The organism is uncultured Kordia sp., from assembly GCF_947496985.1.
Lineage (GTDB): Bacteria > Bacteroidota > Bacteroidia > Flavobacteriales > Flavobacteriaceae > Kordia.
Window position 1 is genome coordinate 534,914 of sequence record NZ_CANMEZ010000003.1, and the last position, 19,059, is coordinate 553,972.

Sequence of the window (19,059 nt, forward strand, 5' to 3'; positions counted from 1 at the left end):
ATGAATTTAGCGAAATTTTCCATAGAAAAGAACAGAATCACGATCATGGTGTTGCTTACAATTATCCTCATGGGAGTTGTAATGTATTCAGGACTGTCCAGAGATAGTATGCCACCTTTTACCATACGAGTTGCTTCGGTAGTATCTGTATTTCCTGGTGCGAGCCCAGAACGTGTAGAGCAATTAGTATCTGATAAAATAGAAAAATTAGCACAAGAACTTCCAGAATTGAAAGAAGTTACAAGTACGTCCAGAACAGGATTGTCAATTGTAGCTGTGACTTTAAAAGATGAAGTAGCAGAAGAAAAACTACAAGCAGTTTGGGATCGTTTACGAAGAAAAATAAATGCTGTACAAGGTTTGCCAGAAGGTGTTCGACCAGATTTACAAGATGATGGAATTGGTGATGTATATGGAATTGTAGTCGGAATAACATCTGACGGTTATTCATATGCAGAAATGAAAGAATATGCAGATGATATAAAAGATGATCTTATAAAGCTTCCAGATGCTGCAAAGGTTGTACTTGGAGGAACGCAAGACGAACGTGTATTTGTTGAATTTGATAATACACGACTCAAAGAATATGGTTTGTCAGCATCGAAACTTCAGCAAATCATTGGTTCTACAAACATATTAAGCTCCGGAGGACAAATAAACTCAGGAGAAGAACGTGTCATCTTAGAACCAACGGGAAACTTTAACTCAGTTGCTGAAATTAGAGAAATGTTGATCCCAGTTGGTGCAAATGGTTCGCAATTAGTAAAGCTTGGTGATATTACGACGATTCGTAAAGGATACATTGATCCGCCAACACAAAAAGTACGATTAAATGGTAAAGATGCAGTATCCATACATGTAAATCTTAAAGAAAACTCTAATGTCATAAAACTTGGGGAAGAAGTGGATAAAGTTGTTAGTGAATGGAGAACCAGACTTCCTGTTGGTTTGGAACTTACACGTGTATCTTCCTTGGATACATACATTGATAATAAAGTTGAAAATTTCATCACAAACTTGATGCAATCCATTGGAATAGTATTAATTGTAATGCTTATTTTCTTAGGATTCCGCACAGGATTTGTCATTGCTAGTTTAATTCCAATAGTAACTATCATGACATTAATGATCATGGGAGTTATCAATATGGGATTAAACCAAGTAACACTTGCAGCTTTAATTATGGCATTAGGAATGTTGGTTGATAATGCTATTGTGGTCGCCGAAACCATTATGGTAAAAATGGAACAAGGAATTCAGAAAAAAGAAGCAGCTGTACAAGCGTTTTCAGAACTATGGATGCCATTATTAATCTCAACATTGACAACTTCAGCAGCATTCTTAGCATTCTACATGTCACCAACATCAATGGGAGACATTGTAGGTCCAATTTTCGTAGTAATTACAATAGCACTACTTTCTTCTTGGGTCATAGCATTAACAGTAATTACAATGTTCTGTTACTTATTCCTAAAAGTAGCACCAAAAGGTGAGAAGAAACCAAGTTTTATCGATAAAATTATAAACAAATTAAAAGGATATTATAAAAATTTAATTCTATCAGCGCTTACAAACAAATACAAAGTGATTGCCGGAATATTTCTAGTGTTCTTTATTTCGCTATATGGGTTTACTAAAATTCCGTTCTTATTCTTTCCAGATAGTGATAGAAATATGATAACGGTAGATATCAACTTACCTTCTGGAACAAAAATAGAAGTTACAACAGATTTAGTAAAGAAATTAGAACAATACATGATTGATTCTTTGCAAACAAATGAAACAAGAACTACGGGAGTAGTTGATTGGTCATCTTATATTGGACAAGGACCAGAATCGTATGATTTAGGGTATTCTCAAGATGAAGCAAATTCTAGTTATGCACATATCTTAGTCAATACATCTTCATTCAATGAAAATAATGCAATGATTGCTAAATTGGATAATTTCGGTTTTGAAAACTTCCCAAATGCAGATATCAAAGTAGGAGCTTTAGGAGCTGGCGGAGGTGGAACTCCAATAGAAATAAAAGTATCTGGACAAAATCCTGATGAATTAGCAAACATTTCGGAAAGTATCAAAACCAAACTGTTCAATATTTATGGAACAAAAAATATCAAGGATGATTGGGGACCAAAAAGTAAAAAGTTTTTAATTCAAATAGATCAAAATAGAGCGCAAACTGCAGGTGTTTCTAGTCAAGATATAGCCACTTCATTGCAAACTGTTTTAGACGGATTTCAAACTGGAGAATACAGAGAAAATGATAAATCAATTCCAATATTGATGCGAAGCAACTCAAGTCAGCAACAATCATTAGCTTCACTAGAAACATTAAATATTTATGCACAAAACTCAGGAAAAAGTGTGCCATTATTACAAGTAGCAGCTATAATTCCACAATGGCAATACTCAAAAATAAAACGATTAGACTTACGAAGAACCATCAATGTAATGAGTGAATTACGTGAAGATGGAAACGCTTCGGCAATTACTGCAGAAATCACACCTTGGTTAGAAGAACAGATGAAAACTTGGCCACAAGGATATACGTATGAATTCGGAGGTGACGCAAAAAGTACAGCAGAAAGTATGGGTTCAGTAATATCATACTTGCCATTATCAGGATTCATCATCATCATGTTATTAATTATACAATTTAATTCATTCAGAAAAATGACAATGGTCGTTTTAACAATCCCATTAGGAGTAATCGGAGTTGTCATTGGATTATTAATTTTCCAAGAACCATTTGGTTTCATGCCGTTTTTAGGCGTAATTTCCTTGGCAGGAATTGTCATTAACAACGCAATTGTACTCATTGATCGTATGGAAATAGAACAAAACGATTTAGGACGTTCAGAAGAAGATGCCGTAATCGCAGCTTGTTTGCAACGTTTCCGACCAATACTATTAGCAACATTTACCACAGTATTAGGATTAATTCCATTATACCTAAGCGGAGGAGAAATGTGGGAAGGAATGGCAGTAAGTATTATGGTAGGGTTGTTATTTGGAACGGTAATTACGCTACTTTTCATTCCAGCATTATACAGTGCATTATTCAGAGTAAACTATAAAGATTATGAATTTAATGAACAACTTTTAGAAGACTAATAATGAAAGTATTCATAGCATATTTATACAAACATCGATTCGAATTGTTTATAGCAACACAGTTTTTTATTCTGTTCGGATCGTTGTTTTTTCCAGACAATTTCTTTCAGCTCATTCTATTGCCAGCACTTTTTATATTAAACATTGCAAGTGGAATTTTATTAGTCTCCAAAAAAAAGAAAACAATGTGGTTTCTAATCATTTTAATAGCTGTAGCTATTATTGCTTTTGGGAATAGTTTATTTATGGAAGTTGAAAAAAATGAATTCATTTTAATGCGATTATCAGTCTATTTTATTTTCTATATCATAGTAACGCTGCATACCATAGAGCAAGTTTGGCATGAAAAGAAAGTAGATAAAACAGTTATTATTGGTTTGATGAGTGGTTATATATCTTTAGGTTTCTTAGCGTTTTTTATGCTACTATCTATAGAATTGGTTGAGTCAAATTCATTTACGGGAATATTATTAGATGGGCAAAATTTAGATGTTCGTTTTGATAGTTTAATGTATTACGCATATATAACACTCTTAACTATTGGATATGGAGATATCATTCCGGTAACGCCAATTGCACAAAAAGCGGTGGTTTTAATTGGTTTAATAGGGCAATTTTATGTGATCATTATTACGTCAGTTGTAGTGGCAAAATATATAAATGTCTCAGTGATAAAAAATAATGACTAAACATATTTTGACTTCTAAAAATTCGACTATTTTTGCACAAACAATACAACATGTACCAATTTCTTGTAAAACCCATCCTTTTTCTATTCGATCCAGAAAAAGTTCATCACTTTACGTTCTCTTTAATTAGAACATTGTGTAAAATTCCTTTAGTGGCAAGCATTTTTAGAGGAATCTATACCGTAAATGACAAACGTTTAGAACGCACTGTTTTTGGTTTAAAATTTAAAAACCCTGTAGGTTTAGCTGCCGGATTTGATAAAGATGCGAAACTCTACAATGAGTTATCAAACTTTGGTTTTGGTTTTATAGAAATAGGAACTCTAACACCGAAACCACAAGTAGGAAATCCTAAAAAACGCCTATTTCGCTTAAAGCAAGATGAAGCAATCATCAATCGTATGGGATTCAATAATGGAGGTGTTCATGAAGCGGTTGAACGTTTAAAAAAGAATAAAGGTGTGCTGATCGGTGGAAACATAGGAAAAAACAAAGTGACACCAAATGCAGCTGCTGTAGAAGATTATAAAATATGTTTTGAAGCATTATTTCCACATGTTGATTACTTTGTCGTAAATGTAAGTTCTCCAAATACACCAGGTTTACGTGAATTACAAGACAAAGAACCGTTGACTAAGCTTTTGACAACTTTGCAAACAATGAACAAAGAGAAAGAAGCTCCAAAACCAATCTTACTAAAAATTGCTCCAGACCTAACAAACGAACAATTAGAAGACATCATTGAAATTATAGCAGATACCAAAATAGCAGGAGTCATTGCTTCTAATACGACAATTTCTCGTGAAGGATTGAAGTCTGAAGATAAAGAGGAAAAAGGTGGATTAAGTGGAAAACCATTGACAAAACGTTCTACAGAAGTAATCCGTTTTCTAGCGCAAAAAAGCAACAAAGCGTTTCCAATTGTTGGAGTAGGAGGAATTCACTCTGCTGAAGATGCATTAGAAAAACTAGAAGCTGGCGCAGATTTAGTCCAATTGTATACAGGATTTATCTATGAAGGTCCTAAACTTATCAAAAATATCAACAAACAAATTCTACAAAAAATGTAGTTTGAAAACATACACTAAAAGAAAAAGTCCAATGTTATTTTACATTGGACTTTTTTTATGTTATGTGTAATTATACGATGTAGCTATTCTGATGCTTCTTCTTCAGATGGTTTTCCAATTACAAATAATATAGCTCCTAGGACTATCATTCCAATGCGAATCGCCCATCCAGCAGATTCTCCCCACATATCTATCCACATTAAAAGTCTGAATTGCATATCAAAAAAGTATAAAATAATGGAGCCAATCCCAAAAATGGCTAAGTACGTACCTATTGTTCTCATATGGTTTTGATTATTAGTTTCCATAAATATATAAAAAATAAAGAAACTAGGTATGCGCTTTAAAATCAACTTAGTGAGTCGTATTTATAAAAGTATCTTTTTAGTAATAATTCCATTTTCAGTTTGAAGTTTTACAACATATAATCCATTTTTAACAGCCGTTAAAGAAATAGAATACTCCGATGAATTTGTAGAAGTAGTATAGCGTTTCACTATGTTCCCAAATGCATCATAAACGTCCATCTTTTGAATGTTTTTTCGATTATAATTATACACCTGAATAGATTTAGTTGCAGCATTTGTACTAATAGCAATTGGGTTTTTAGCTGTAAAATCTTCTACAGATAATGAAACCAATGAAACGGTAAGTGTACCAACCTTTACATTAGAAAACGGAGCAATATTTTGTAAACTTGTAATAGGTTCTTGTGGAATTGTTTCTGTATTATCAAAAGAATAAGTGTCACCATTTTCTGTTCCTGCGTCATAAGGAAACAAATCCATTGTAATAGAAGGAAGCCAATCTCCGTTTGTATCCAACAATGACAAACTATTAACTTGAATCATCCAATCTGGACTGGGAGCAATCATAGAGGCTAAAGAAAGCAGTGGAAAATCTTTGTCAACAGTAATACTTTTTGAAGCACTACTAGTGGGAGAAAAAGCATCAAAAACTTGTTCCAAATACAAATTTGCATTTCCAGCTGTAATCGCATTTAGTACTTCTTGATTAAAAGTGTCATTAATACCGCTTTCGGCAACACTTTCAATACCAGCGGAAGCAAATAATCCTGCACCAACAAACATGACATTGCTATTATGTGTAGCACCTACCAGATTTGACCAATGCGCATTTGAAGGGAAGTTTGTAGTAGGATGCGTGATAGGACTCCAAGTTCCTTCAAAAGTAATTGTATAATTGGCTGTTTGTGTCTGTCCAAAAACGGTAACAGTGCAAAATAATAAGACAAAAAAGAAAATACGAGACAACGTTTGAATAGCTTTCATAACAGGAAAAAGATGTTTTTCTTTACTAAGTCGTGCAAAAAAGCATCTTCATTACAAAAATGAAACTGTTTAATAAAAAAAACATACTTTTATACATCTAAAAAATAATAGAATTGAACATAGAAATACTCATAGGGTTTATTGCAGCAACCTCACTTTTAGCAATTACACCTGGACCTGATAATATTTATGTACTCATGCAAAGCATTGTAAATGGTCGTAAATACGGAATAGCAACAGTTTTAGGATTAATGTCAGGTTGTTTAATTCATACGACGGTAGTTGCCTTTGGCGCTTCAACAATATTAAAGCAAAATCCAACCTTATTCTTTATCATAAAACTATTTGGAGCTATATATTTGGTGTATTTAGCATACAAAGTATTCAAAAGTTCAGGTGATATAGAATTAGGAAACGATGCAATTCCTAAAAAAAGTGTTTTTGAGCTCTTCAAGCAAGGATTTATTATGAATGTGTTAAATCCGAAAGTAACTTTATTCTTTTTAGCATTATTTCCAGGGTTTCTTTTTAGTGAAACAATGAATAAAGTAATTCAATTTTATATTCTTGGATTGCTATTTATTTTGGTTTCGTTTGTTGTATTTGGTTCGATAGCTGTCTTGGCAGGAACTATTTCTGAAACGATTAAAAAAAATAAAAATATTGGAGTTTTTATGAAATGGCTGCAAATCGTCGTTTTTATAGGAATTGCAATATTCATAATGGTTACCTAGTATGATTCAATTTAAACTTTTACCAAAATGGTTTTCTATATTCTTCATAAGTTTTATTTTATGCACAATTATTGGAACACAAACACATGAGTTAGGACATATTGCAGTTGCTAAATATTTAGGTTATGAAACTCAACTTAGTTATGGAAGTATGTCATACCATCAAAAAGGATTTTCAGAAGACCAAGATGTGCAAAAATGGCGAAGTATGTTTGAAAAAATAGGTTCATATGATAACTTCACAGAACAGGAAAAGCAAGAGGTAAATGCATTGTATGATAAAATTCAAGAAAAATTCCCAAATAATCCTTTAAAAAGTTTCTATGTCACACTTGGTGGGCCTTCTCAAACTATTCTAACATGTTTTATTGGATTATTTTTATTGGCATATAGAAATAGAAGAAAAGAAGAAAATTTCAAAATTATAGATTGGGTTTCGGTATTTTTATCACTTTTCATACTACGAGAAGTATTCAATACTGTTATGGCTGGAGTAAGATATCTCATTAACGGAACCAAACGTTTCAGAGGAGACGAATTTTATATCTCCGAATATTTAGGGCTCAATTATTGGACAGTTCCTGTAATGACTGCAATTTTAGGAGCAATCATTGCAAGCTTTATTATTTTCATGATCATTCCAATTAAATATAGATTTACATTTATTGTTGCTGGATGTGTAGGAAGCGTATCTGGATTTATTTTATGGTTCAATTTTTTAGGACCTTGGCTATTTCATTCCTAAAATTAAAATACATTAAAGATAAATAATGGCAAATCATCTTTAATGAATGATTTGCCATTAGTACTACTATTAATCATCAGGGCAACCTAACTTAGTAACACAGATAATAGCACAAGATAATGTGGTAAAGCAAAAAGGTAAAATAGTAGTAAAAGTTATATTTCCTTCTTTTCCTCCAGTCATTTGATCAAGATTAGAAATCGATTTTTTATTCAATTTCAAATTTTTTAAACTTTTTTTCTTCATAATAAATAGTTTTTAATGTTATATAATAGAAGTAAAAGAACAAAAGTATAACCTCATTTCATAAGTATTGATCCTATGATTATCGAATTAAAGGTGAAAGTATTAGGTTGAAAATTAAGCTATTTGTCATATTTATAGTAGATTTTTTCTGTGCGAATAACAACTATAAAAGTACGGTTAAGACCAAAAGTAAAAAAGAGTGAAAACTGTTCAAAAAAAATATTTCCTAAAACGTTTTCGTTGATTATCTTTGACAATCTATGGAAAACATTAAAATTATAGAATGTCCACGAGATGCCATGCAAGGCATTAAAATGTTTATTCCAACAGAAAAAAAAGTGCAATACATTCAGTCACTACTGCGTGTAGGTTTTGATACAATTGACTTTGGGAGCTTTGTATCGCCAAAAGCAATTCCGCAAATGGTAGACACGGCCGAAGTTTTATCAAAATTAGATTTAACTACTACAAAAAGTAAGCTCTTAGCAATTGTTGCCAATGTACGTGGAGCAAATGACGCTAGTATACATCCAGAAATTCAATATTTAGGATATCCATTCTCCATTTCTGAGAATTTTCAAATGAGGAATACACACAAAACTATAGCACAATCCATAGAAACTCTTCAGGAAATCTTGAATATTGCAGCAAAAACGAACAAAGAAGTTGTTGCTTATCTATCCATGGGATTTGGAAATCCGTATGGTGATCCTTGGAATGTGGAAATAGTAGGTGAGTGGACTGAAAAACTTTCCAATATGGGAGTGAAAATTTTATCACTTTCAGATACGATTGGCTCTTCTACACCAGATGTAATTGATTACCTATACTCGAATCTAATTCCTAAATATCCAGAAATAGAATTTGGGGCACATTTGCATACAACACCAAGTTCATGGCACGAAAAAATTGATGCAGCTTACAAAGCGGGTTGCAGACGTTTTGATGGGGCTATTCAAGGATTTGGCGGTTGTCCAATGGCAAAAGACGAACTCACAGGAAATATGCCTACGGAGAAGATGGTTTCGTATTTTACAACAGTAAAAGCGAATTCAGGTGTGCAAACTATGAGTTTTGAATCATCTTACAATGAAGCTTCTAAAATTTTCAATTATTATCACTAGTTAAGCTTTTTAAATAGTAATATAGTTTAAAAGTGAGGTTTGAGGTTCTCGAAGATCAAATCTTAATACATACTAGTAATATCTCAATACTATTGAAAATATTAACAAATTGTTATCTACGTAAGGTATTAGTGTTTATTATATAAAAAGTGGTATATTCGCATGCAATTATATTTTAATTGCGACATGACAGCACACAACAACAAAATTTTAGGCGAAGGATTAACATACGATGACGTTTTATTAGTTCCCGCTTTCTCCGAAGTACTTCCAAGAGAAGTCAATATTCAAACAAAATTTACTAAAAATATAACGATCAACGTTCCTATCATCTCAGCAGCGATGGATACGGTTACTGAATCGGCTATGGCTATAGCAATGGCACGTGAAGGTGGAATCGGTGTTTTACACAAAAACATGACAATTGAGCGTCAAGCACAAAAAGTTAGAAAAGTAAAACGTGCCGAAAGCGGAATGATCATTGACCCAGTAACGTTACCATTAACAGCGGTTGTTTCTGATGCAAAAGCAAGCATGAAAGAACACAGCATCGGTGGAATTCCAATAGTGGATGAAAACGGAACGTTAAAAGGAATTGTGACAAACAGAGATTTACGTTTTGAGCATAACAATCAACGCCCAATAGTTGAGGTAATGACAAGCGAAGGTTTGGTTACATCTTCAGAAGGAACTTCATTAAAAGATGCAGAAGCTATTCTTCAAAAAAATAAAATAGAAAAACTTTTAATTGTAGACGACAACTATAAATTAAAAGGATTAATCACATTTAGAGATATTACTAAAGTAACACAAAAACCAATTGCTAACAAAGATTCGTACGGACGTTTACGTGTTGCTGCAGCTTTAGGAGTTACGGCAGATGCTGTTGATAGAGCAGAAGCACTTGTAAACGCAGGTGTAGATGCCGTTGTAATTGATACTGCACACGGACATACAAAAGGTGTGGTAAATGTATTAAAAGAAGTAAAAGCTAAATTTCCAACATTAGAAGTAATTGTAGGAAACATTGCAACTGGTGATGCAGCTCGTTATTTAGTAGAAGCTGGTGCTGATGCTGTAAAAGTTGGAATTGGACCTGGTTCTATCTGTACAACACGTGTTGTTGCAGGAGTAGGATTTCCTCAATTCTCAGCAGTATTAGAAGTTTCAGCAGCTATCAAAGGAAGTGGTGTTCCTGTAATTGCAGATGGAGGAATTCGTTATACCGGAGACATTCCTAAAGCAATTGCCGCAGGAGCAGATTCTGTAATGTTAGGGTCATTATTAGCTGGGACGAAAGAATCGCCAGGAGAAACGATTATTTATGATGGAAGAAAATTCAAATCATATCGTGGAATGGGTTCTGTAGAAGCAATGAAACAAGGTTCAAAAGATCGTTATTTTCAAGATGTAGAAGCAGATATCAAAAAACTAGTTCCTGAAGGAATTGTAGGCCGTGTACCATACAAAGGAAATCTAGATGAGAGTATTCATCAATTTATTGGCGGGTTACGTGCAGGAATGGGATATTGTGGAGCAAAAGATATTGAAACACTAAAAGAGACTGGGAAATTTGTACGTATTACAGCAAGTGGAATTAATGAAAGTCATCCACATGATGTTGCTATTACGAAAGAAGCACCAAACTATTCAAGACGTTAATTTATCTATTTTTAAAATAAAATAAAGCCTGTTGCAATAAAGTAACAGGCTTTTTCTTTATGTGAATTATTTATTAATAATCATCTGGAGCGCAAGCATACGCACACACTAAAATAAAGCTAGTATGAGCTCCATAGCATAAATCTGCAAAACGACTTGTGTAAATTGCTGAAGTTGTAATTCCTCCTTTAACTGCTTTTTCAGATAAGGTAGAAATTGTAGTTTTCTTCAAATGTAGGTTGTTTTTGATGTTTCTTTTTTTCATGATTTAAAATTTATAATTAATGTAAAATAATATTCTTAAAATTTAAATTGAAAATTGGTTATACAGGAAGTGTTCCTGTTCCACAATTAACAGCACAATTGATTCCTTGACTACTTATAGAGCCGCCACCATCACAAACTGTAGGATGATAAGAAGGACAATCTATAGATCCCATAGTTCCTCCTTTAATAGTATGTTCTTTTAAGTTTGCAACTAAAGTTTTTTCAAGTCTAAGTACTTTCAAATTCTTTCTTTTCATGATATTATATAGTTTTGATTTGATAACAAGATATTAAATCATACTGCGTTGGAGAAGAAAATCAAGCAAAGAAAACACAATTACTGCCTCAAATTTATCAATTTGAGATAAGTTGATTCCATAAAAAAAACCTTGTATTTAAAAGGGATACAAGGCTTTTTTTATAAAATTGAGGTGTGAAAACTACTTTTTCTCCTCTTGTAAATTAATTCCAAGTTTTGCAGCAACTTTTAAGGTTAAATCATAAACAGGGCTTGCATATGCTAACTCGTTTCCATCAAGTGTGAAAACTTGTGTAAACTTTTCTGCTTTTGCAATTTCTGCTACAGAAGCTCCAACTTTTTGGTATAATGGTCGCATCAATTCGTCTTGTTTTAATTGGACTAACTGAGCTGCATTTTGTCTAAATTTTTGGATATCATTCTCAAGAGCAAAAATTTCTTCTTGCTTTTTCTTCTTTGCTTCAGGTGTCATACCAGCAAATGCTTTATTTGCTGCATCAACTTCCGTTTTGTATGCATTCATTTTAGCATCCAAGTCATCTTGTAGTGTCTTTTCATACGCTGTAATTCCTGTTTTTACTTGTGCAATTTCAGGTAATTTAGAAACGAGAATGTTTATATTAACTGTTCCCACTTTTGACTGTGCTGAAGCAGTAAATGAACAAAGCACAATTGCTAACGAATAAAGTAAATGTTTAATTTTCATCTATTTGATATTTTATTTTTCAAAGTTGGCTAAAGTAATGAAAACATCATACCAAAAAAACGTTCTCACATAAAATTAACGTTTTTTGGTATAATTATTTTACTAATTGACCTCTGTGTGGCTTTAATTTGGCTCTCATAAACGGAACATCATCCTGATTAATAATCATAGAAGCATTCGCATGCATCTCTGAAAACGCCTCTACTTTAATAGCTTCTCCGTCAATGCGTTCGAGTTTTATAAAGTCATTTAAGTGAATACAATGATGTTCAGCAGTACGTTTTGCAGCTGGACCTCTAAACTCCCAAATCAATTTTACTTTTGCCATAAGTTATAAATTTCCACAAAATTACCATTCTTTACACAGAATATAAGGAAAAGACATAAAAAAAGCGAATGTTAATACATTCGCTATTTCTGTAATTTTATTTGTGATAAAAATTACTTTGCTACAATTTTAAAAGTTTTAGAAAAATTAGGCGAAGTTATTTTTACGATGTAAATGTTGTTTTTTGGTAAATCTAAATATTTACTAAATGTACCATTAATGGCAATGTTTTTTAAATCAACTACTTGACGACCTAACAAATTATAAATTGCAATATTAGAAGTTGTATTAACTCCAGTAATGGTTAATTTTCCGCTGTTGTAACTTGTACTTACTTTCGTTAAAGCATGCTCATCACGATTTAATGTACTAGAATTTAAAGTAGCATCAACTAAATCAATATATAAATCTACACTTTGGTTATTTCCTCCACCACCAAATTGGTTTTGAAATAAAAAATCAATTCCTAAAATTGTTTGATTTTCAAGAGTAGGGAACAATTGACCTGGTGTAAATGTTATACTATATCTATTTGGAGGACTTGCAGCATTTCCATTAGATATATTTAATATAGGTTGCCAGTTTAGGTCATTAAACATACCAGGAACTGCTTGAAAACTTCCAGAAGAAGTACGCAATCCAAGATATATATAAATACTGGATTGATTTTCAGTGTAAAAATTATTTATAATATCTAGATCTTCAAACTCGATAGTAATTTCATCATTTATATCAGCAGTTGTTGCTACTAATGTATTAGAAGCTCCATCATATCCATTAAACTCGAAAACTTCTTCTTGAGCAAAAAGTGTTATAGATATTAATAAAAAGAAAAGTAAAATGTAATTTTTTTTCATGGATGCAATTTAAATTGGATGCGATAATAATTTTTAAAAATAGTAAAATCAAAAAGGAAAAACACACTTTTACACAAAAATTAACAAATATCACGCCATTTATGTTGAGAAACTCTTATAATCAATATTAGAATTCCTTGTGAAATATTGCTGAATTATTATTTTTGTCTTTCTCAAAAAAATGAAAATGTAATGAGCCTTACGAATTAGTTTATAAAAACTAAGATGATTTTTGGTGAATTCCATCTGACATTTAAAGAAAATAAAAATTTACAGATGAAAAATAGCATACAATTAATTCTTATTCTTTTGGTTTCGTTGACAAGTTTTGCGCAATCGAAAAAGGATAAAATACTATTTACTATTGAAGGTGAACCTACGTACGTTTCTGAATTTTCAAGAGTTTACAAAAAGAATTTAGATATCATTGATGAAAAAGATCAAAAAGATATTCAAGAATACTTTGATTTATTTGTTGAATACAAATTAAAACTCAAAGAAGCACAAAAATTAAAATTAGACGAAAAAGATAGTTACAAGAAAGAACTAGCAGGTTATAAAAAACAACTTTCTAGAAACTATTTAACAGATAATATAACTACAGAACAATTAGTAAAAGAAGCATACGATCGTTTAAAAACGGAAGTAAAAGCAAGTCACATATTAATTAAAGTCTCCTTAGACGCTTCTCCAGTTGATACATTAGCTGCGTATGAAAAGATTACAGCGTTGCGAAAGTCAATTTTAGATGGTGCTGATTTTGGTGAAGTTGCTATGAAAAGTTCAGAAGATCCTTCTGCAAAAGGAAATCAAAGAACACCCGCAAATAAAGGGAACTTAGGATATTTCTCAGCATTTAGAATGGTGTATCCTTTTGAATCAGCTGCTTTTAAAACGAAGAAAGGAGAAGTTTCAATGCCAGTTAGAACACAATATGGATACCATATTATAAAAGTAACAGACATTCGTGAAAATACAGGAGAAGTTACAGTTGCTCATATATTATTGTTAGATAAAGAGAATGGAGAAAATAAGCAAGATCCTGCTGAAAAAATAAAGGAAATCTATTCGCAAATAACTTCAGGAAGCGATTTTGGAGCAATGGCAAAGAAATATTCTGAAGACAGAAGTTCCGGGGTAAACAACGGAAAATTGCCAAAATTTAGTCGTGGTCGTTTACGCTCAAAAGCATTTGAAGATGTTGCTTTTTCATTAAATGAAATTAACGAAATGTCAAAACCGTTTAAATCTGAGTTTGGATGGCATATTGTTAAATTGATCTCAAAACACGAACAAGATACTTTTGAGAACGAAAAATACAAGCTAGAGCAACGTATCAAAAGAGATAAAAGAGCTAATGTTATCAATACTTCTGTGGTTAAAAAAATTAAAAGACTCTATACAATTACTGAAAATCCAACCCTTAGAGAAGATTTTCACACTTTGGCAAAGGCAAACAACTTTTTTACACGTTCTTGGCAAAAGCCAACCGATAATGCATTCTTAAGCAAAACACTATTTCAAGTAAAAGATACAAAATTTACATATAATGATTTTGCAACATATTTATCGAAAAATAAAGCAAGAATGATGCAAAAGAATGGTGATCCAAAAGGATTTATCAATCGTTCTTTCAGAGAATATATGGAAGGAAAACTGTTAGCATTCTATGAAAATGATTTAGAAAACGTAAATGAAGAATTTGCAGCTATTTACGGAGAATACAGAGATGGTTTATTATTATTTGATTTAATGGAAGAGCAAATTTGGGACAAAGCCAAAAAAGATTCTATCGGATTAGAAACATTCTTTAATAAAAACAAAGAAAATTACAAATGGAAAGATAGAGTAGAGGCTGTTATTGCTTCATGTACAGATGAAAAGGCTGCTGAAAAAGTGCAACAATTGCTAAAAGAAGGAAAAGCTTTAGATGAAATTAAAAAGACTGTAAATGAAGATGCTAAAGTAAATGTAATCTTCACCATGGGAACTTTTGAAGAAGGACACAGAAATCTTCCAAAAGAATTTGATCAGAAAAAAGGTGTTTCAAACATTTTAAAAGATAAAGAGAGCGATTTCACTATTGTAAAAGTAAACGAATTAATTCCTGCGAGTTACAAAGAACTTTCAGAAATAAAAGGAAAAGTTATTAGTGACTATCAAGTACATCTTGAAAAGGAATGGATCAAAAATCTAAAAGAAAATTACAAAGTAAAAATCAACAAAAAAGTATACAGAAAACTAGAAAAACTCGTTAAATAATACATATTGAGAAAATTAATAGCCATTATTAGTATCTTTTTGTGTTGTTCTTGTGAATACTTTCGGTCGTCGCCAGATGGAGAACCTATTGCAAGAGTTGGTGAAAACTATCTCTACAAAAGTGATATTGCTCCGTTACTATCTGAAAATACATCCCAAGAAGATAGTACCATCATTGTTACCAATTATATCAATCGATGGGCAACACAACAATTATTCATTCAAAAAGCAAAAATCAATCTCTCACAAGAAAAACAAACTGCTTTTGATGAATTGGTAGAAGAATACAGGAAAGATTTATACATAGAAGCTTATAAAGAAGCTGTTGTAAAGAAAACCATAGACACAACAGTAACCGGATTTGATGAAGCCGCGTATTACGATTCAAACAAAGAAAATTTCAAGCTAAATGAAGAATTGCTCAAATTGCGTTACATAAGTATTAGCAAAGACAATTCTAATATAGAAGAAATTACAGAGCGTTTTGAACGTTTTGATACAGAAGATAAAATCATATTAGATTCTTTAGCAATTCAGTTTAATAACTATTCATTAAACGATTCTATTTGGGTAAAAGCGACCCAAGTTTTTAATAAAATTCCCGTCATAACTACTGAAAACAAAGCGAAATACTTAAAAAAATCACAATTTTCTAAAATAGAAGATTCAATAGGACTATATTTGGTGCGAATTGAGGATATGATAGGTAGAAACGACATTGCGCCACTTGCGTATGTACGTCCTACAGTACAACAAATTATCCTAAATAAGCGTAAGCTGGAATTTATTAGAAAATTAGAAAAAGACATCACAAAAGATGCAGTTAAGCGAAAACAGTTTGAAATTTACAATTAAAATGAAGAAAAGTATATACTTGTTAGTAATGCTTGTGGGAATAGGAATGCAAGCACAAGATAAAATGGTTTCTGAGTCATCAATGATGAAATCAAAAGCAAAAGCAAACGATTCTACAAAAACAACTTCTAAGCGTATCAAAATAGATGGAGTAGCAGCAGTAGTTGGTGATTATGTAATCTTAGAATCAGATATAGATAAAACATTTTTAGACTTAAGGCAACAAGGAGTTTCTGTAGAAGGATTAACAAGATGTAATCTTTTAGGAAGATTAATGGAAGACAAATTGTACGCGCATCAAGCAGTACAAGATAGTATAGTGATTAGTCAAGGAGAAATTAGAGATCGTGTAAATAAATCAATTGAATATTTTAGCCAGCAATTAGGCGGAATGGACAAATTATTGAAGTTTTATGCAATGGATGATGAAGCTTCTTTACGTGAGCGTCTAACGAAAGTTACCAAAGAACAATTCCTAACGCAGCGTATGCAATCACAAGTAGTAAGTGATGTAGAAATTACACCAGAAGAAGTACGTCAATTTTTTGATAAAATTCCAGAAGATCAACGTCCAAGAATCGGAGTTGAATTAGAAGTAGCACAAATTATCATTGCTCCAAAACCTTCAAAAGAAGCTGTTAAAAAAGTAATTGATAAGTTGAAAAGTATAAAAGCAGATGTAGAAGGTGGCGCTAGTTTTGGAACAAAAGCGATTCTGTATTCTAAAGATAGAGCATCAGGTCGTCAAGGTGGATTTATGTCTATCACAAAAAGAATGGCATTGGCTAAAGAATTTAAAGACATGGCATTCACATTACAAGAAGGAGAAGTTTCTGATCCTTTTGAGACAGAATTTGGATGGCATATTGTACAAATTGATAAAGTTCGTGGACAAGAAAGAGATGTACGTCACATTTTATTAATTCCAGAAATTTCAAACAAAAAGTTAGACGATGCACGTAAACAAATAGATACATTACGTCAACGCATTGTAGCGGAAGAATTGACTTTTGATGAAGCAGCTCGTTCGTTTTCGGATGACAAAGAAACACGTAACAATGGTGGAAAATTAATCAATCCAGCAACCTTAGGAACACATTTTGAACTTACGAAAATGGACCCTGAACAATATTCTCAAATACAAGGATTAAAAGGAGATGAAATCTCAATTCCTTTAATAGATGAAACACGCACAGGTCAGAAACGTTACAAACTACTAAAAGTAACGAATCGTTATGAAGATCACGTAGCTGATTACTCTAAAGATTATATAAAAATCAAAAGTTTAGCTCTCAAAGAAAAGCAGCTAAAAGAAGTTGAAAAATGGATTACAGAGAAAATCAATGACACATATATAAATGTAAACACAGGAAATCGTGATTGTGAATTTCACAATAATTGGTTAAAAAAATAAAAGCTTATGTCAGATGTTGCCGCTATTGAAAACCTTGTAAAAAAACACAAGGAACTCAAGAACGAAATTGCAAAAATTATTGTTGGTCAAGAAAAAGTAGTAGATCAAATATTACTTTCTATATTTTCTGGTGGACATGCATTGTTGATTGGTGTTCCTGGATTAGCAAAAACATTAATGGTAAATACCATTGCTACAACATTAGGTTTAGACTTTAAAAGAATTCAGTTTACACCAGATTTAATGCCAAGTGATATCTTGGGAAGTGAAATCTTAGATGAATCACGTAATTTCAAATTCATCAAAGGACCAATCTTTGCAAACATAATTTTGGCTGATGAAATCAACCGTACGCCACCAAAAACCCAAGCTGCCTTACTAGAAGCAATGCAAGAACGCGCAGTAACTGTTGCGGGACATCATTATAAATTGGATTTACCATACTTTGTATTAGCAACGCAAAACCCAATTGAACAAGAAGGAACATATCCGTTACCAGAAGCACAATTGGACCGTTTTATGTTTGCTATTCACTTAACATATCCAACATTTGCAGAAGAAGTACAAGTTGTAAAAGCAACTACTACAGATGTAGAAGCTTCCGTAAAACCATTATTCAATGCACAAGAAATTATTGCGATTCAAAAACTAATTCGTAAAATTCCTGTAGCAGATAATGTAATTGAATATGCAGTGCGTTTGGTATCAAAAACACGTCCAAAGGAAGAAAGTGCTACGGATTTAGTAAAGCAGTATGTAGATTGGGGAGCAGGACCAAGAGCTTCACAAAACTTAATATTAGCCGCAAAAGCACACGCAGCAATTAATGGTAAATTTTCTCCAGATATTGAAGACGTGCAAGCAGTAGCCATTGGAATCTTATCACACAGAGTAATTCGAAATTATAAAGCAGAAGCGGAAGGAATTACTATAGAAAAAATCATAGAAAGTCTATTCTAAAAAAACTCCACTTTTTAGATTTTCACCTAAAAAGCGGAGTTTATTTAAAGTTTAACAAAATTAAACCTTGTTAAAGTAGCGTTTAATCTATTCTTGATTATTATCCAATAACTGGACCTGCACACGTTATTTGTTTACAATAAGTAAATGCTGTTGGTGGTCTACAACCATTGTGTATATAAGTAGGACAACGTAATGTATCACCACCTCCAGTTATTAAATTTAAATTCTTAGTAATTGTTACTTTCTTTAATCCTAACTTTAGATTTCGTTTTTTCATAATTAAATGTTTTAAATATTAATGTTAAAAACAATATTAACTAATATTGTTTATTAAATACCTATTGAATTAATAAGCGTATGCTATTTATTGATAAGCGTATATTTAATGCATAAATAGTTAATACTTTTAACATATAAATTAGGTGTCGTAATTCTGAATTTATCGTACAATGTTTAAGCCATAGACCGC

Annotated in this window: 20 protein-coding genes; 11 read left to right on the forward strand and 9 right to left on the reverse strand. The window is 32.1% G+C overall.

Features of this window, described 5'->3' with window-relative positions:
- Genes Q0828_RS10840 through Q0828_RS10850 form a run of 3 tightly spaced genes read left to right on the forward strand, consistent with a single transcriptional unit; the run spans position 1 to position 4,876 of the window.
- Positions 1-3,117, forward strand: coding sequence for an efflux RND transporter permease subunit (locus Q0828_RS10840; protein ID WP_298420471.1), 3,117 nt, complete (start codon positions 1-3; stop codon positions 3,115-3,117).
- A gap of 2 nt (positions 3,118-3,119) precedes the next feature.
- Entirely contained in the window at positions 3,120-3,806 is a 687-nt protein-coding gene (locus tag Q0828_RS10845) for an ion channel (protein ID WP_298420473.1), read from the forward strand.
- Positions 3,807-3,856: 50 nt separating this feature from the next.
- A complete protein-coding gene (locus Q0828_RS10850; protein ID WP_298420475.1) occupies positions 3,857-4,876 on the forward strand; it encodes a quinone-dependent dihydroorotate dehydrogenase in 1,020 nt (339 codons plus the stop codon).
- Positions 4,877-4,959: 83 nt separating this feature from the next.
- On the opposite strand, the gene Q0828_RS10855 is transcribed toward Q0828_RS10850, so the two are convergent.
- Together Q0828_RS10855 and Q0828_RS10860 are read right to left on the reverse strand one after the other, a co-directional pair.
- Positions 4,960-5,160 (reverse strand): hypothetical protein, encoded by a 201-nt coding sequence (locus Q0828_RS10855; RefSeq protein WP_298420477.1) that lies wholly within the window; start codon positions 5,158-5,160, stop codon positions 4,960-4,962.
- Positions 5,161-5,244: 84 nt separating this feature from the next.
- Positions 5,245-6,168 (reverse strand): spondin domain-containing protein, encoded by a 924-nt coding sequence (locus Q0828_RS10860; RefSeq protein ID WP_298420479.1) that lies wholly within the window; start codon positions 6,166-6,168, stop codon positions 5,245-5,247.
- A 113-nt stretch (positions 6,169-6,281) separates the two neighbouring features.
- Here Q0828_RS10860 and Q0828_RS10865 point away from each other — a divergent pair, with 113 nt between their 5' ends.
- Together Q0828_RS10865 and Q0828_RS10870 are read left to right on the forward strand one after the other, a co-directional pair.
- Positions 6,282-6,902 carry a LysE family translocator gene (locus tag Q0828_RS10865; protein WP_298420481.1) on the forward strand — a complete coding sequence of 207 codons (621 nt, stop codon included), beginning with the start codon at positions 6,282-6,284 and terminating at the stop codon, positions 6,900-6,902.
- 1 nt (position 6,903) lies between these two features.
- Positions 6,904-7,647, forward strand: a complete 744-nt coding sequence (locus Q0828_RS10870) for a hypothetical protein (protein WP_298420482.1) — start codon at positions 6,904-6,906, stop codon at positions 7,645-7,647.
- A gap of 69 nt (positions 7,648-7,716) precedes the next feature.
- Here Q0828_RS10870 and Q0828_RS10875 read toward each other — a convergent pair whose 3' ends face one another.
- Entirely contained in the window at positions 7,717-7,893 is a 177-nt protein-coding gene (locus Q0828_RS10875) for a hypothetical protein (protein ID WP_298420484.1), read from the reverse strand.
- Between the two features lie 260 nt (positions 7,894-8,153).
- Here Q0828_RS10875 and Q0828_RS10880 point away from each other — a divergent pair, with 260 nt between their 5' ends.
- Entirely contained in the window at positions 8,154-9,017 is an 864-nt protein-coding gene (locus Q0828_RS10880; protein WP_298420486.1) for a hydroxymethylglutaryl-CoA lyase, read from the forward strand.
- A gap of 186 nt (positions 9,018-9,203) precedes the next feature.
- On the forward strand, positions 9,204-10,679 hold the full coding sequence (gene guaB / locus Q0828_RS10885; RefSeq protein ID WP_298420603.1) for an IMP dehydrogenase: 1,476 nt from the start codon (positions 9,204-9,206) through the stop codon (positions 10,677-10,679).
- 73 nt (positions 10,680-10,752) lie between these two features.
- Here guaB and Q0828_RS10890 read toward each other — a convergent pair whose 3' ends face one another.
- The 5 genes from Q0828_RS10890 to Q0828_RS10910 all read right to left on the reverse strand — a co-directional run bounded on the left by Q0828_RS10890 (position 10,753) and on the right by Q0828_RS10910 (position 13,096).
- Positions 10,753-10,944: a hypothetical protein gene (locus tag Q0828_RS10890; protein WP_298420488.1), complete on the reverse strand. Its 192-nt coding sequence runs from the start codon at positions 10,942-10,944 to the stop codon at positions 10,753-10,755.
- A gap of 58 nt (positions 10,945-11,002) precedes the next feature.
- Complete coding sequence (locus Q0828_RS10895; protein ID WP_298420490.1) at positions 11,003-11,203, reverse strand: hypothetical protein; 201 nt, start codon at positions 11,201-11,203, stop codon at positions 11,003-11,005.
- A 183-nt stretch (positions 11,204-11,386) separates the two neighbouring features.
- Positions 11,387-11,911: an OmpH family outer membrane protein gene (locus Q0828_RS10900; protein ID WP_298420492.1), complete on the reverse strand. Its 525-nt coding sequence runs from the start codon at positions 11,909-11,911 to the stop codon at positions 11,387-11,389.
- A gap of 94 nt (positions 11,912-12,005) precedes the next feature.
- Complete coding sequence (locus Q0828_RS10905) at positions 12,006-12,239, reverse strand: hypothetical protein (RefSeq protein ID WP_298420493.1); 234 nt, start codon at positions 12,237-12,239, stop codon at positions 12,006-12,008.
- Between the two features lie 113 nt (positions 12,240-12,352).
- Entirely contained in the window at positions 12,353-13,096 is a 744-nt protein-coding gene (locus Q0828_RS10910) for a T9SS type A sorting domain-containing protein (RefSeq protein WP_298420495.1), read from the reverse strand.
- A gap of 276 nt (positions 13,097-13,372) precedes the next feature.
- Here Q0828_RS10910 and Q0828_RS10915 point away from each other — a divergent pair, with 276 nt between their 5' ends.
- Genes Q0828_RS10915 through Q0828_RS10930 form a run of 4 tightly spaced genes read left to right on the forward strand, consistent with a single transcriptional unit; the run spans position 13,373 to position 18,587 of the window.
- A complete protein-coding gene (locus Q0828_RS10915; protein ID WP_298420497.1) occupies positions 13,373-15,358 on the forward strand; it encodes a peptidylprolyl isomerase in 1,986 nt (661 codons plus the stop codon).
- Positions 15,359-15,364: 6 nt separating this feature from the next.
- The gene (locus tag Q0828_RS10920) at positions 15,365-16,213 is read left to right on the forward strand and encodes a peptidyl-prolyl cis-trans isomerase (RefSeq protein ID WP_298420499.1); all 849 of its coding nucleotides are present in this window, start codon (positions 15,365-15,367) and stop codon (positions 16,211-16,213) included.
- A 1-nt stretch (position 16,214) separates the two neighbouring features.
- Positions 16,215-17,627 (forward strand): peptidylprolyl isomerase, encoded by a 1,413-nt coding sequence (locus Q0828_RS10925; protein WP_298420501.1) that lies wholly within the window; start codon positions 16,215-16,217, stop codon positions 17,625-17,627.
- A 6-nt stretch (positions 17,628-17,633) separates the two neighbouring features.
- A complete protein-coding gene (locus Q0828_RS10930) occupies positions 17,634-18,587 on the forward strand; it encodes a MoxR family ATPase (protein WP_298420503.1) in 954 nt (317 codons plus the stop codon).
- 100 nt (positions 18,588-18,687) lie between these two features.
- Here Q0828_RS10930 and Q0828_RS10935 read toward each other — a convergent pair whose 3' ends face one another.
- On the reverse strand, positions 18,688-18,867 hold the full coding sequence (locus tag Q0828_RS10935) for a hypothetical protein (protein WP_298420504.1): 180 nt from the start codon (positions 18,865-18,867) through the stop codon (positions 18,688-18,690).
- Positions 18,868-19,059: the final 192 nt, after the last annotated feature.